11 protein-coding genes are annotated in these 14456 nt (G+C 73.2%); 8 read left to right on the forward strand and 3 right to left on the reverse strand.

The features are described 5' to 3' along the window. Positions 1-70 precede the first annotated feature (70 nt). Positions 71-1936 carry a propionyl-CoA synthetase gene (locus ACIBP6_RS13865; RefSeq protein WP_397052008.1) on the reverse strand — a complete coding sequence of 622 codons (1866 nt, stop codon included), beginning with the start codon at positions 1934-1936 and terminating at the stop codon, positions 71-73. A gap of 45 nt (positions 1937-1981) precedes the next feature. Here ACIBP6_RS13865 and ACIBP6_RS13870 point away from each other — a divergent pair, with 45 nt between their 5' ends. The 6 genes from ACIBP6_RS13870 (at position 1982) to nuoH (ending at position 10819) form a co-directional block, all read left to right on the forward strand. Beyond that, complete coding sequence (locus ACIBP6_RS13870) at positions 1982-2620, forward strand: nucleotidyltransferase domain-containing protein (protein WP_397052010.1); 639 nt, start codon at positions 1982-1984, stop codon at positions 2618-2620. Then, a complete protein-coding gene (locus tag ACIBP6_RS13875; protein ID WP_397052012.1) occupies positions 2617-3366 on the forward strand; it encodes a nucleotidyltransferase domain-containing protein in 750 nt (249 codons plus the stop codon). Before ACIBP6_RS13870 ends, ACIBP6_RS13875 begins: the two co-directional genes overlap by 4 nt. Before the next feature lies 1 nt (position 3367). Next, on the forward strand, positions 3368-6436 hold the full coding sequence (locus ACIBP6_RS13880) for a helix-turn-helix transcriptional regulator (protein ID WP_397052014.1): 3069 nt from the start codon (positions 3368-3370) through the stop codon (positions 6434-6436). Positions 6437-6908: 472 nt separating this feature from the next. Continuing rightward, positions 6909-8657 carry an MFS transporter gene (locus ACIBP6_RS13885; protein ID WP_397052016.1) on the forward strand — a complete coding sequence of 583 codons (1749 nt, stop codon included), beginning with the start codon at positions 6909-6911 and terminating at the stop codon, positions 8655-8657. A gap of 24 nt (positions 8658-8681) precedes the next feature. Next, a complete protein-coding gene (locus ACIBP6_RS13890) occupies positions 8682-9482 on the forward strand; it encodes a helix-turn-helix transcriptional regulator (RefSeq protein ID WP_397052018.1) in 801 nt (266 codons plus the stop codon). A 56-nt stretch (positions 9483-9538) separates the two neighbouring features. Beyond that, positions 9539-10819: an NADH-quinone oxidoreductase subunit NuoH gene (gene nuoH / locus ACIBP6_RS13895; protein WP_397052020.1), complete on the forward strand. Its 1281-nt coding sequence runs from the start codon at positions 9539-9541 to the stop codon at positions 10817-10819. A gap of 235 nt (positions 10820-11054) precedes the next feature. Here the strand turns inward: nuoH and ACIBP6_RS13900 are convergent, their stop codons facing one another. Together ACIBP6_RS13900 and ACIBP6_RS13905 are read right to left on the reverse strand one after the other, a co-directional pair. Next, positions 11055-11828, reverse strand: coding sequence for an arylamine N-acetyltransferase (locus ACIBP6_RS13900; RefSeq protein ID WP_397052022.1), 774 nt, complete (start codon positions 11826-11828; stop codon positions 11055-11057). A 36-nt stretch (positions 11829-11864) separates the two neighbouring features. Then, a complete protein-coding gene (locus tag ACIBP6_RS13905) occupies positions 11865-12806 on the reverse strand; it encodes a GNAT family N-acetyltransferase (protein ID WP_397052024.1) in 942 nt (313 codons plus the stop codon). 129 nt (positions 12807-12935) lie between these two features. On the opposite strand from ACIBP6_RS13905, the gene ACIBP6_RS13910 reads away from it, so the two are divergent. Continuing rightward, the gene (locus tag ACIBP6_RS13910; protein WP_397052026.1) at positions 12936-13865 is read left to right on the forward strand and encodes a hypothetical protein; all 930 of its coding nucleotides are present in this window, start codon (positions 12936-12938) and stop codon (positions 13863-13865) included. 34 nt (positions 13866-13899) lie between these two features. After that, on the forward strand, positions 13900-14415 hold the full coding sequence (locus ACIBP6_RS13915) for a hypothetical protein (protein ID WP_397052028.1): 516 nt from the start codon (positions 13900-13902) through the stop codon (positions 14413-14415). The last annotated feature ends 41 nt before the right edge of the window (positions 14416-14456 follow it).

A 14456-nucleotide genomic window follows, 5' to 3' on the forward strand; every position in this document is an offset into this window, starting at 1 on the left:
CCCGGGGGACTGGGGATGTCCCATCATGCGTTGTAAGCCCCGATTGCGGAGGCGCCTTCGCGAGACGATCTCATGTCCCTTTCATGGCGTCGGCGATCTCCGGCAGCGCCGCCGGGTCCTCGATCGTGGACGGCGCCTCGTACGGGCGGCCGTCGGCGATGTCGCGCATCGTGGCGCGCAGGATCTTGCCGGAGCGGGTCTTCGGCAGGCGGGCGACCACGACGGCGCGGCGGAAGGCGGCGACGGGGCCGATGCGTTCGCGCACGAGGGCGACGAGCTCGCGCTCGACCTCCTCCTGGTCGCGTCCGGCGCCCGCCTTGAGCACCACGAAGCCCATCGGGACCTGACCCTTGAGCGAGTCGGCGACGCCGATCACGGCGCACTCGGCCACGTCGGGGTGGGCGGCGACGACCTCCTCCATCGCGCCGGTCGACAGCCGGTGGCCGGCCACGTTGATCACGTCGTCGATGCGGCCCATGACGTAGAGATAGCCGTCCTCGTCGAGGTGGCCGCCGTCGCCGGTCAGGTAGTGGCCGGGGTAACGCTCCAGGTAGGAGCGGGTGAAGCGGGCCTCGTCGCGGAAGAGGGTGGGCAGCGCGCCGGGCGGCAGCGGCAGCTTGACGGTGACCGCGCCCTCGACGCCGGGCGGGCAGTCGCCGCCGTCGGAGTCGAGGACGCGCACGTCCCAGCCCGGCACGGCCTTGGTCGGGGAACCGGGCTTGACGGGCAGCCGCTCGATGCCGACGCAGTTGGCGGCGATCGGCCAGCCGGTCTCGGTCTGCCACCAGTGGTCGATGACGGGGATGCCGAGCAGGTCGGAGGCCCAGTGATAGGTGTCGGGGTCGAGGCGCTCGCCGGCGAGGAAGAGGTAGCGCAGGCTGGACAAATCGTGCTTTTTCGCGAAATCTCCGGATGGGTCCTCTTTTTTGATGGCGCGGATCGCGGTCGGCGCGGTGAACAGCGTGCGCACGCCGTGCGTGGCCACCACCCGCCAGAACGCCCCGGGGTCGGGGGTGCCGACGGGCTTGCCCTCGTACAGGACCGTCGTGCAGCCCGCGAGGAGCGGGGCGTAGACGATGTAGGAGTGGCCGACCACCCAGCCCACGTCGGAGGCGGCCCAGTACACCTCGCCGGGCGCGGCGCCGTACACGTGGGACATGCTCCAGTGCAGCGCGACCGCGTGGCCGCCGTTGTCGCGGACGACGCCCTTGGGCGAGCCGGTGGTGCCGGAGGTGTAGAGGATGTAGAGCGGGTCGGTGGCGGCCACGCTCACGCAGCCGGCCGGCTCGGCGCCGGCCACCGCCCCCGCCCAGTCGAGGTCGCGTCCGTCGCGCAGCTCGGCCGCGCACTGCGGCCGCTGCAGGATGACACACCGGTCGGGCGCGTGCCCGGCCTGCTCCAGCGCGGCGTCCAGCAGCGGCTTGTACGCCACCACCCGCGCCGGCTCGATGCCGCACGACGCCGAGAGCACCACCTTGGGCCTGGCGTGGTCGATCCGCACGGCGAGCTCCCTGGCCGCGAACCCGCCGAACACCACCGAGTGCACCGCCCCGAGCCGCGCGCAGGCCAGCATGGCGACCACGGCCTCGGGCACCATCGGCATGTAGATCACCACGGTGTCGCCGGCCGTCACACCGAGGTCGCGCAGCATGCCTGCCGTCCTCGCCACCTCGTCGAGCAGCTCGGCGTAGGTGTAGGCGCGGGTGGTGCCGGTGACCGGGCTGTCGTAGATCAGCGCCGCCTGCCCGGCCCGGCCCGCCGCCACGTGCCGGTCGAGGGCGTTGTAGCAGGTGTTCAGCCGTCCGTCGGGGAACCACCGCCCGTCCGCGTACACGGTGGCGGGCGCCTCGTCCCAGGAGATCCCGAGTGCCGCCTCGCCCCAGAACGCCTCGGGCCGCTCGATGCTGTGCCGGTAGGTGTCGTCGTAGCCGCTCACTTCTCGATCAGAACAGGCGGTCCCCCATGGCGCAAGATATGACGGGTGAGCGAAGACATGATCCTTTCCGTGGTGGTGGGATCCCGTGCGTACGCGCTGGAGACGGACGCCTCCGACACCGACCGGCGTGGCGTGTTCGCGGCCCCCACCGCCGCCTTCTGGCGGTTGGACAAACCGCCCACGCACCGGCACGGGCCGCTGCCGGAGCAGTTCTCGTGGGAGGTCGAGCGTTTCTGCCGCCTCGCCCTCGAAGCCAACCCCACCGTTCTCGAGTGCCTGTGGTCGCCCCTCGTGGAGGTGGTCACGCCCGCCGGGCGGCGGCTGCTCGGCCTGCGGGAGGCGTTCCTGTCGCAGCGGGCGCACCGGTCGTTCGCGGGCTATGCCGAGGACCAGTTCCGCCGCCTCGATCCGGAACGGCCGAAGTGGAAGCAGGCCATGCACATGATTCGGCTGCTGCTGAGCGGCCTGCACCTGGTACGGCACGGCGAGCCGTCGGTGCGGGTCGGGGAGCACCGGGAGCGGTTGCTCGCCATCCGGCGCGGCGAGGTGCCGTGGGCGGAGGTGGACGCTTGGCGGGCTGCCCTGTCGGCGGAGCTGGCCGCCACCCCGAGCGTCCTGCCGCCGCTGCCGGACCGCGAGCGGGTGGATGAGTTCCTGGTCGGCGTACGGAAGGAGTTCCTGTGACGGCGTTGCCGGGCTGGCTGCCGGAGATCCCGGGCGGGCAGCCGTACCCGTCGGTCTTCGCGACGGTGAGCGGGGCCCATCTGTACGGGTTCCCCTCGGCGGATTCCGACGTGGACCTGCGGGGAGCGCACGTCCTGCCGGTCGCGGAGGTGGCGGGGCTGCGCGACGGCCCGGCGACGCTGGACCGTACGTGGACGCGCGACGGCGTGGAGGTGGACCTCGTCACCCATGACGTGGCCAAGTTCTGCCGGCTGCTGCTGGGGCGCAACGGCTACGTGCTGGAGCAGTTGCTGTCGCCGCTGGTCGTGGCGTCCTCGCCGGTGCACGAGGAGCTCGTCGCGCTCGCCCCCGGGTGTGTGACCCGGCACCACGCCCACCACTACCTCGGGTTCGCGCGCACGCAGTGGCGGCTGTTCGGCAGGAGCGGCGAGCTGAAGCCGCTGCTGTACACCTTCCGCGTGCTCGCCACGGGCACGCACCTCATGCGCACCGGCGAACTGGAGGCCGACCTGACCCGCCTGTACGAGTACGGGCCCGCGTACCTGCCGGACCTGGTCGCGGCCAAGCGGGCGGCCGAGCACGTCGCCGCGCCCGCCGGGCTGGACCCGGAGCCGGACGTGGCGCGGATGACGGCCGCGCTGGAGGAGGCGCGGGAGGCGTCGCGACTGCCCGAGCGGGCCACGTCCGGGGACGCCCTGCACGACGTCGTCGTCCGCGCCCGGCTCGCGGACGGGCAGAATCGCTGACGTGGACCTGGTGGGCAGGCGGCACGCGCTCAGCGCGGTCGCCGAGATGCTGGCGGCAGGCTCCGGAGCCCTGGTCGCCGAAGGGCCGGCCGGGATCGGCAAGAGCCTCCTGCTGCAGGAGGCGGCGGGGCTCGCGCGGGCGCGCGGCATGACGGTCGCGTACGCACGCGCCACCGAGCTCGACCGCGTCGCCCCCCTCTCCACCCTCCTCCGAGCCCTCGCCCGACTCGGCACCCCCACCCCGGCCAAGCCCCATGACCCCATCGACCACCCCCCGGCCGAGCCCCCCGGCCGGACCGGCCACCCGGCCCACCGCGGCCCGGCCGGCCACCACGACCCGGCCGATCAGCACGGCCCGCTCGGGGGGCGTGACGGCAGCGCGCCCGGTGAGCACGACGGCGGCGTGGTCGGTGGGCGGGGTGGCGCGGTGCCGGGTGTGCGGGGCGGTGGGGTGCCCGCGGGGTTCCCGGCCGTCGAGCGGGCCGGGGCGATGATCGGGCGGGCCGCCCTGACGCGGCCGGTGGTGGTCGTGCTGGACGACGCGCAGTGGGCCGACGAGCTGACCTGCCTGGCGTTACGGCACCTCGTCCCGGAGCTCGCCGGGTCGCCCGTGGTGTGGCTGCTGGGGCGGCGGCCGTTCCCCGCGCAGACCGCGGTGGACGCTCTCCTCGCCGAGGGCGCCCGGCGCGTGACGCTGCCGCCGCTCGATCCCGGCGAGGCGGCCGCGTTCTGCGCGCGGCTGCTCGGGGCCGAGCCTGGCCCGTCGGTGCTGGAGCTCGCGCGGGCCGGCGGCGGCAACCCGTTCCTGCTGGCGGAGGTGCTGAACGGGCTGCGAGCGCAGGGCCGGATCTCCGTGACCCGCGGCATTGCCGAGGTCGCGGGGTCCGAGCTGCCCGCCGGATTCGGCGCGGCCGTCGGACGGCGGCTGCGCGACCTGCCCGCCGAGGCGCGGCGGCTGCTGGAGGCGGGCGCGGTGCTGCGGCGGCCGTTCACCGTGCACGAGGCCGCCGGGCTGCTCGGCGCGCCGCCCGGCGCCCTGCTCGCGCACGTGGAGGCGGCCGTACGGGCCGGCGCGCTGGTCGGGGACGGTGACCGGCTGACGTTCCGGCACGACCTCATCCGGGAGGCGGTCTACGACGGCCTCCCTGCGGCGGTCCGGGCGGCGCTGCACCGCGAGGCGGCCGCCGTGCTGCGGCGCGAGGGCCGGCCGGCGGCCGAGCTGGCCGAGCACCTGCGGCACGGGGCGCGGGCGGGCGACGTGGCGGCGATCCGGGAGTTGCGGGCCGCCGCCGAGGACATGACCGCCGTCGCGCCGTCGGCCGCCGCCGACCTCATGCTGCGGGCTCTCGAACTGGCGGCGCCCGCCGCCCCGGGCACACCCGCCGCGGATGAGCGCCCAGGGCTGGCGGCAAGGGTGGTGCGGCTGCTGGCGTCGGCGGGGCGGCTCGCCGAGGCGCGCGAGGTGGCCGACGCGCGTGACGTCACCATCGGGCCGGCCGAGGCGGCAGAGGTGGCGCTCGGGCTGGCGGAGGCGCTCAAGCACGCCGGTGACGACCGCGGCGTCATCCGCCGCACCGCCCGGGCGCTCGCCCTGCCCGGTGTGCCGGTGCGGGAGCGGGCTCGGCTGCTGGCCGTACGCGCGCACGCGCTCGTGATGTCCGGCCCGTTCGACGCGGCCGACCGGGCGGCGGACGCGGCGGTGGCCTCCGGAGAGGCGTTCGCGCAGGTGGTGGGGTTGCAGGCGCGTTCGGCGGTGGCGCTGTTCCGAGGCGATCCCGAGGGCGCGCTGCGGCACGCCGCGCGGGCGGTGGCGCTGGCGGACGCGGCCGGCGGCGAGGCGGCGCACCGGCATCCCCGGCTCTGGCTGGGCGCCGCGCTGGCGGCCCTGGACCGGTTCGAGGAGGCGGAGGAGACGTACGCGGTGGTCGAACGGGAGTCCGGACGCCTCGGCACGGCCTGGTCGTCGCCGCTGCTCCACCGCTTCAGGGCCGGCCTGCTGCTGGCGGCCGGACGGGTGGACGAGGCGGCGGCGGAAGCGGAGACGGGCCTCCGCGTGGCCCGCCGCCTCTCCGCCCCGGCCCTGACCCCGGTCCTCCTCGGCGTGCTCGGCCAGGTCGCACTCCTGCGCGGGGACCTGCAAGCAGCGCGTGCGTACGTGGACCGCGCCCGCGACCTGACCGGCGACGTACCCACCCTCGGGCCCGGACTCCGGCCCGGACTCGGGCCCGGACTCGGGCCCGGCCTGGTGCCCGCCGAACTGCACTGGCGCCGCCTCCTCCTGGACGCCGCCACCCCACTCACATACCCCCGCCCGGCGCCCGGCCCGACTGACCCGATCCCACCGACCGGCCCGTTCACGGAGGACGGGACGCCCGCTCGACGCCAGCGGGCTCAGGCGTGGGCAGGGGCGCTGGCGTACCTGGTCGTGCTGGAGCCGTGGGAGGCGGCGCGGCTGCGGGCGGTGCCGGGGGTCCGTGAGTTCGTGCGGGACCTTGCCCGGCGCAATCCCGGCATCAGGTCATTCACGGCCTCGGCCGCGCACGTCGAGGGGCGCCTGGAGGAGGCGATCGAGCTGTACCGCGCGGGGCCGCGCCCGCTCGGGCTCGCGGCGGCGCTGGAGGAGGCGGGCCGGCACGCCGAAGCCCGCGAGGTGTATCAAAGGTGCGGCATCTCCCGGATCCCTTCCCCGGCCGAGGGGATGGTGCCGGGCGGCGGCGGACGGGAAGGGCCGGACGGCGTTCGTCCTGAGGGGCAGGGCGGCGGTCAGCCTGAGAGGCCGGACAACGACCGGCGGGAAGGGAGGGGCGACGGTGGGAGCGGGCCCGCCTCCGCGATGGCGGGCGCTGACGTCTCTGCGCCACGGGCCTCCGGGTGGGCGGCGTTGACGCCGGCCGAGTTGCGCGTGGTGCGGCTCGTCGCGCAGGGCATGACCAACCGGGAGGTGGCAACGGCCCTGTTCCTGTCGCGGCACACGGTCGACAGCCACCTCCGCCACGCCTTCGCCAAGCTGGGCGTTCACCGCCGGGTGGAACTCACCCGCCACGTCCTCACCCACGAACACCCGGACTGACCCCGGAAGTCACGCCGGTGACGGGTCACCCGAGCGGGGAGATGGCTCGTACAGGCGTCGCGCTTCGTGCGGCACGAGCGCTTGCGCGGCCATCTCCACCAGCCCGGAGATCTCGCCTTTCGCACCTGCGAGCGCGGCCGCCCGCACGTCAACCCACAGCAGATCGCCCGGTCCGGCGCGCGAACGTTCTCCGGGGCGGGGCGGCGGGAGCGGGTGCCGGCTCCCGGCGGGCAGGCCGACGTCGACGGACGCCCGCGCGTGGGGGCACGCGGTGGCCGGCCGCCTGGGCTTGCTGTGCAGAGGCGCGGCGGGACGCTCGGCGACATCGATGCCGAGGCCCAGAACACTTAAGTGAATACTTGACTATTGGGTGAGCAAGGACAGACACTTAAGCAACTGCTTAAGTGTCTGTGGACGGGATGTTTCCACGCCCTGGCCGACAGGCGCGGACGACGGAAGAAGGACCGGCATCATGACGAGCAACCGCTGGCGAGTGCTTGCCCTGCTGGGGACGGCGTTCTTCATGACCATCCTGGACGGCACGAGCCTGATGTCAGCCCTGCCGGCCATCGAGCGCGACCTGGAGCCGTCCGGCCCCGTGATCCAGTGGGCGGTAACCGCCTACGCGCTGGCCTTCAGCTGCCTGCTCCCGCTCTCCGGCCGGGTCGCCGACCTGCTGGGGCGCCGCAAGGTATTCCTGGCCGGGGTGGCGCTGCGGGTGCCGGCCTCGCTGTTGTGCGGGCTGGCGCCCTCTCTCGAGGCGCTGGTGGCCGCCCGCGCCCTGCAGGGCATCTCCGCGGCGATCATCGCCCCAGCCGCGCTGTCGATGCTGGTCAACGCCTTCCCTGAGGGTCCCGAACGCAACAGGGCACTCGGCGTCTGGGGCGGGCTCGGCGGGTTCGGCGCCACCGCGGGCCTGCTGCTCGGCGGGCTCCTCACCGACACGCTCGGTTGGCAGTGGGTCTTCTGGATCAACGTCCCCGTGGGGGCGGCGGTGCTGCTGCTCGCCCCCTTCCTGCTGAGCGAGAGCCACGCCCGCACCCGCGGGTTCGACCTCGCCGGCGCCCTGACCATCACGTCGGCCCTGGCCCTGCTGGTGTATGTCATCACCCGGGTGCCGGAGAGCGGCTGGGCCGGCGGTCCGCTGGTGGCCGCGGCGGCGCTGGCCGGGCTGTTTGTCGTGATCGAACGGCGCTCGGCGGCACCGTTGCTGCCGCTGCGCCTGCTGCGTTCGCGGGCGCTGGTCGGCGGGAACCTGCTGCTGCTGATCGCCGGAATGACCGTCGACGGCATGCTGATCATGCTCACCGCGCACGTGCAACAGGTGCTGGGCTGGCCGGCGGCGCTCTTCGGCCTGACGACCGCCGCGATGACCGTGGCGTCGGTGGCCGGCCAGCGCGTGGTGACCAGACTCGGGGTGCGGCCGGTAGCCGCCTTCAGCACACTCCTGCTGGGCGTGGCCTGCCTGATGCTGACCCGGCTTTCGGCCGACGGCTCCGTCGTCCTTCTGCTCATCGCCCTGGTGGTGTTCGGCACAGGGATGGGCATCGCCGCCGTGTGCGCGCAGATCGCGTGCTCTGAGCGGCGTCGCCGAACGGGACTCGGGCGTGGCCGCCGGACTCAGCGACACCTCCTTCGCCATCGGCACCGCGCTCGGCGTGGCCATCTGCTCCACCGTCACCATCAGTGGTGGAGCCATCGACGGCCCGACCGCGCCGGGTCTCGCCTCCGCGCACCACACCGCGTTCACCACCGCGGCGCTCTTCGCCGCGGCAGGCCTGCTCATCGCCCTGACCCTGCTCGGCAACCGCGCCGGCCGTGCGCATTCGCCGCGCCATCGCCCCGACTCCGCCGACTCCCCCGACTCCGCCGGCTCCCTCGACGACCAGCCTGCACGCGCCGTCCCCTCACGCAGCACGCGTTGACCACGACCTGCTCGCGTGTCGGGACGGCGGCGACCGGTGGTCCCGGCTCCGCCTCGGCGATCGTGCCGTACGCGGCGGCCACGCGCTCGCGCTGGTCGGCGGGAAGCCGGGCCGCGGCCTCGCGGCAGGTGGCCGGGGAGCTGGATGGCGACCGCCCGCCGGCCGGGTCGCTCAGCCCGTCCAGGAACATCACCAGGTCCTCGTCGTCGCCCGCCACGATGCGGTCGAGAACCTCCGGCCAGGGAGTCACGCGGCCACCTCGGTGCACCGATACGCAACGCCGTCCTGCTGGGTGAGACCAGGGCAGGCATGCTGGTGTGATGGCGATTCATTCGCTGCCCACGCAGCCACAGGCGGAGCCGTACGAGATGATCGCCCGCCTGTCACCGCCGCACCTGCGTCCGTACGTGCTGGGGTGGGCCGGCTTTCGCATCCGGGAGAGAGCGCCCGCCGACCCCAGCCGGATGTTGCCGCTCAACGCGGCCACCCTGATCATCGACTTCACCGGCATGGGCCCGATCGTCACCGGTCCCCGTGCCACCGCGACCTTCTCGGCCCACACGCCGTGGCGTCACGGGGTCGCGGTCGGGCTCACCCCCGCCGGGATGTCGGCGCTGACAGGGACGCCCCTACGCGAGGTGGCCGGCACGACCGTGCGGCTGGAGCACCTCCTCGGCAACCGTGCCGAGGAGCTGACCGGCCGGCTGATCGCGTCGGCGAGCTGGGCGGACCGCTTCCGCCTGCTGGAGGAGCGGCTGACGGCGTGGCTGCGCCCCGACGCCGGCCCCGACGGCCTGATCATGCACGCCTGGCGGCGGCTGCAGGAGCCGGCCGGCCCGCCCACCATCGGGTCGCTCGCCGGCGAGCTGGGCGTCAGCCGTCGTTATGTCGAGCTCGGATTCCGCCGGGTGGTGGGCTTGTCGCCCAAGACGGTAGCCCGCATCGCCCGGTTCGAGCGGACGGTGGACACGTGGAGGCGGCCATCGGCCACCCTGCACGAGGCCGTCGCCTGCGGTTACGCCGACCAGCCGCACCTCACCCGGGAGATCCGGGCGATGGCGCAGATGACACCGAAGCAGCTGTTCGCATTCGTTCAATACACCGATCGGCTCGCCGGTTAGCGTGACTTTCCGCTCCGGACCGAACGAGTGCCGGGGAGAGGAAGGGGCAACACGTCATGGCAGGCGTTCTCGCGGTCGATCCCACCCTCGCCGACTTCGGCAAGGACCCGCTGTGGATCACCATCGTCAAGGCCGTGATGCTGTTCCTCTTCCTGGCACTCGGAGTCGTGTTCGGGGTCTGGTTCGAGCGCAAGCTGATCTCGCGGATGCAGCACCGTCACGGCCCCAACCGGGCGGGCAGGTTCGGGTTGCTCCAGTCGGTGGCCGACGCGATCAAGATGGGCCTGAAGGAGGACATCTTCCCGCGGACCGTCGATCGGGTGTTGTACCTGCTGGCGCCTGTGATCATGGTGGTGCCCGCGTTCCTGGGGTTCTCGATCGTGCCGTTCGCGCCGATGGTCAACCTGTTCGGCGTGCAGACGCCGCTGCAGCTGGTCGACCTGCCGGTCGCGGTGCTGTTCATGCTCGCGATGGGCGCGGTCTCCGTCTACGGCGTGGTGCTGGCCGGCTGGTCGTCGCGCTCGCCGTACGCGCTGCTCGGCGGTCTGCGGTCGGCGGCCCAGGTGGTCTCCTACGAGATCGCGATGGGCCTGTCGTTCGTGGCGATCTTCCTGTTCGCCGGGACGCTGTCCACGTCGGAGATCGTGGCCGCGCAGGAGCAGACCTGGTTCGCGGTGCTGCTGATCCCCTCGTTCCTCATCTACGTGATCTGCATGTTCGGTGAGGCCGCCCGCATCCCGTTCGACCTGCCCGAGGGTGAGGGCGAGCTGGTCGGCGGCTTCCAGACCGAGTACTCCTCGTCGCTGAAGTTCGCCCTGATCATGATGGGCGAGTACCTGCACACCTTCACCGCCTCGGGCATCGCCGTGACGCTCTTCCTGGGCGGCTGGCGGGCGCCGTTCCCGATCTCGTTGTGGGAGGGCGCGAACGTCGGCTGGTGGCCGGTGTTGTGGTTCTTCATCAAGTTCGTCCTGACCTTCAGCTTCATCGTGTGGGTGCGGGCCTCGCTGCCGCGCGTGCGCTACGACCAGCTGATGTCGCTGGGCTGGAAGGTGCTGATCCCGGTCAACCTGGCCTGGATCCTGCTCGTGGCGGCGGTCCGCAACGTGGTCGTCAACGAGGGCAACAAGACGGTCGGCATCGCGCTCGGCGCGGTGATCGTGATCGGTGCGCTGGCCATCTGGATGCGGTTCGACACCGTCGACCAGCGGCGCAAGGCGGCCAAGAAGGCACAGGTGGACGCCGAGTTCGAGGAACTGTCCAACGAGCCGACGGCCGGCGGCTTCCCTGTGCCGCCGCTCGACCTGCCGCACTACCACGGCGTTACCCGGCCGTGAGCGCCGCGATCCGCCGCCGGCAACCCGACGCGACGCCTGCGCCCCCACGCCGGTTCGACGCCAAGGTTGCGCGTGACGGCCACCGATGGTCGCAGTCATGACGCCTTGGCACGGATCCATACAGGCGGTTTCACCCTCGACGCGGCCTGTTCTGGTCTCCCGGCCGGGACAGCGTCGCGCGCTCGTCTTCGGCTGGCGACCGGCTCTGTACGCGACGCGCGCCGATCGGCGGGAGTCACTGGCGGAGGTGGGGCAGGAGGGCTTCGACGTCGGCGGGCGGCAGGTGGAGGGCGAGCTCGGTGGTGAGCCGGCGGGTCAGGTCGGGGGCGGTCGTGAAGGTGTGGTCCTGGAGTCGGATTCGGGCGTCGGCCGTCGTGCGCTGAACCAGCACGTGGCGGGTGAACGGCGAGTGGGGGTTGCGGGAGACGTAGAAGTTCGCCACCTCGAAGTCGCTCGGGAAGTGCGGCTCATCGGGCCGGAACGCGTACAGCTCCGTCTCGCCCGTGTGCAGGACCCAGAAGCCGTCGTCGCGGCCGAGCCGCCACCGCCAGGGCCCCGACTCCAGGGTCGCGCCGTCCTCGAACGGCATGGGCGCGACCAGCCCGTCCCCGCCGAAACCGACGTCCGCCAGCCAGGTGCGGCCGTCCGCCTGGACGGTGAGCGTGGCGTGCGAGCGGGGCAGGTGGCGGCGGCCGAGGCGGATGCGGGCCAGGTGGCGCGTCACGGTGAAGCCGAGCCGTTCCAGCGCGGCGGCGAACAGCAGGTTGTGCTCGTGGCAGTAGCCGCCGCGCCCGCCGGTCACGAGCTTGTCCTGCAGGCTGCCCAGGTCGAGGAGGATCTCCCTGCCGAGGATCACGTCCAGGTTCTCGAACGGGATGGCGCGCACGTGCGCCAGGTGCACGGCGCGCAGGGTACGCGCGTCGGGGGTGCGCGGCCCGCCGTAGCCGATCCGGGTGAGATAGGCGTCAAGGTCCAGCTTGTCGATGTCCCACATGTCGATGTCCCACATGGGGTCAACCCTGGCCGGTACGGCGGGCCGCGCGCATCACGCGTTCACGGGATTAGCCGACAGAACCAGACGGATGGCGAAATTTCGGTATCCGGCGCGTTCGAAGGCCCGCGCCATCGGCACGTTGCCCGCGTCCGTGTCGGCCACGATCCGCTGCACCCCGCGCGCGGCGTGGCAGCGGGTGATCTCGCCGAGCAGGTCGTCGACATAGCCGTGGCCGCGCCGCTCCGGCACGACCCCGAGGTAGCCCACGACGGGCCCGCCGTCGTTGGCGGACGGCAGGGCCACGCCGACCAGCTTCCCGTCCCCGTCGTACGCCAGCCGCCACCACGCCCGGTCCCCCGGCATGGAACGGTAGTCGCGCACGTCCTGCCTGGCCTGTTCCGTCGGGTCGGTGGTGAGGAGGGCCTGGCGGGTGTGGAAGTCGAGCGTCCCGGCCGCCACCCGGCGGAAGGCCGCCACGAACGCCTCGTCGTCGTCATCGCCACGGAACTCCAGCCGCCGCGACGGCTCGGGGACTGGCCCGTCGTCGGCCGTCCAGGCGTAACGCAGGCGTTCGAGCTCCTCGGTGAGCCCGGCGCGCCCGGCGGCCTCCCACCGCCAGGCCACGGCGGCGGCCGTGGGGGCGTCGCGCCAGCCGTTCGTGACGAAGACGTGGTACTCGGGCGCCTCGCCGTACGCGGCGTGGGCGCGTCTCAGAAGTTCGGCGGCCACTTCGACGCGGTCGGCGGCCGAGGGGTGGACGTACAGGCAGTCCAGCGCGAGCGGACGGTCGCCGTCCGGGAAGTCCCACCAGACGGCGCGGGCGAGAATCTCGCCGCTCCGCTCGTCCTCGGCCAGCCAGATGCGGTCGAGACGGTAGTTGCCGCTGTCCAGGTACGACAGCAGCCGGCCGGGATGCGCCCAGCTGATCGATTCGTCGACGACGCAGCCGAGCAGGCGGTCTAGGTCGTCCTTGACGGCAGTACGGAAACGCATGCTTCCTCCGAGAAGCAGAAGCGGGCGCGGCGAGCGCCCGGGAACGAGCGGTACATCACAGCGCCTCCTTTCTTCCGACTTTTCGGTTTCAGCAGCACTTTAGCCGAAATCTCGCGACAGGATGGGCGGGTGAGCTCCTACGACGACTACACGCTGCCCCTGCAGCCCCCGGTCCGGTTGCCCGACGAGGCCACGCTCGCGGCGGCCGTGCGCGCCGCCCCTCTCGCCGCCGAGCTGAAACCGGAGGGCGACGACGCCGCCGTGCTGGCCGCCTGGACGCAGCACTGCCGCGAACGGCTCGCCGCCGACGAAGGGCTGCTGCTCGAACTGATCAGGATGTACCTGTCGCGGGAACCGCTCAAGGAGGCGGCGCCCGAGACGCTCACGGGCCTCGGCCTGGTGCGCCAGGAGGAGCCGTACACGCTGAGCTGGCTCGGCCTGTGGGCGGCGCGTCTGATCATCGCCGAGACCACCGGGCAGGACATCCCGGTCATGGGCTCCTTCGCCGACGCCGACGCGGCGACCCTGCTGCACGCCCTGCGCTCCTACCCGCGGACCGAGCGCGCCGAGGAGCTGGAGGGGTGGCTGAAAGGCCGCGAGCGGGCCGCGGCGGCGTTCGAGATCGCCTCGGTGATCGGCGAGGTGAGCCCGCTCAGCCGCGCGGTCGGCGTGGAGCTGCTGGCCTCCAGCCTCGGCGACGAGGGGCGGCTGGCAGTGTCCGGGTTGATCGGCGAGCCCCGGCTGGGCGCCGTGATCGCCGCCAGGATCGGGCGGGAGGACCGCCGGCCTGCCCCGGAGGAGCTCGCCTGGGTGCTGGTGGACATGGCGGCGGCACTGCTGGAGTTCGGGGGCGAGACCGGCGAGGTGATCGAGTCGGTCGCCATGGGGATGGACGCCGAGGAGCAGGCCGGGACGATCGCCATCCTCGCGTTCGGCGACCATCCGTGGACGGCGGGGGTGCTGCGCGTCTTCATCGACCACCACCCCGACGAACGGGTCGCCTCCGCCGCCCGCAAGGCCCTGCGCCGCCTCCACGGCCTGGCGGACCTGCGCGCCTGATTCGGCACGATCGCCCGGCGGTAGAGTCGTAGTGATGACGAATCATGTGATCTCCCCTCAGACCGGGATGCTCGGCGACGCGTACGCCTGCGCCTGCGGAGCCGTGCTGGCCGAGCGGATGACGGCGGAGGTGCACGCCGCGGACAACGGCCTCTGCTCGGTCTGCCTCGGCTCGACCGAGGAGGATCTCGCTCCGGGCCTGCGGCGGCCGTGCTCCTCCTGCGCCGGGACGGGCCGGCGCGGGGAACAGGTCACCTGGCAGCTCGCGCACGCCGAGGCCGAGCACCTGATCACGATGACCATGGTGCGCGGCGTCGTGGAGCGCTTCGACGGCCCGTTCCGCCTGTCGGAGATCGCCGACGCGGTCAGGGACGGGCTGGGTCTGCCCCCGGGGCGGTTGCCGGTGGGGCCGCGGGTGCGGGACCTGTTGCTGCAGTTGCAGGCCGTGGGTGAGATCACCATGTTGTCGGCCCCGGACGAGATGGTCGGCACGGACATGGTGATCTACCGCGACCCGCAGTGGCAGCGCGCCCACACCCTCGGCCTCTGACCGGACGCGCCGCACGGATCTCCGAAGGCACGGCTCCCCGA

The organism is Nonomuraea terrae, assembly GCF_044465245.1.
In the GTDB taxonomy this organism is placed as follows: Bacteria; Actinomycetota; Actinomycetes; order Streptosporangiales; family Streptosporangiaceae; genus Nonomuraea; species Nonomuraea terrae.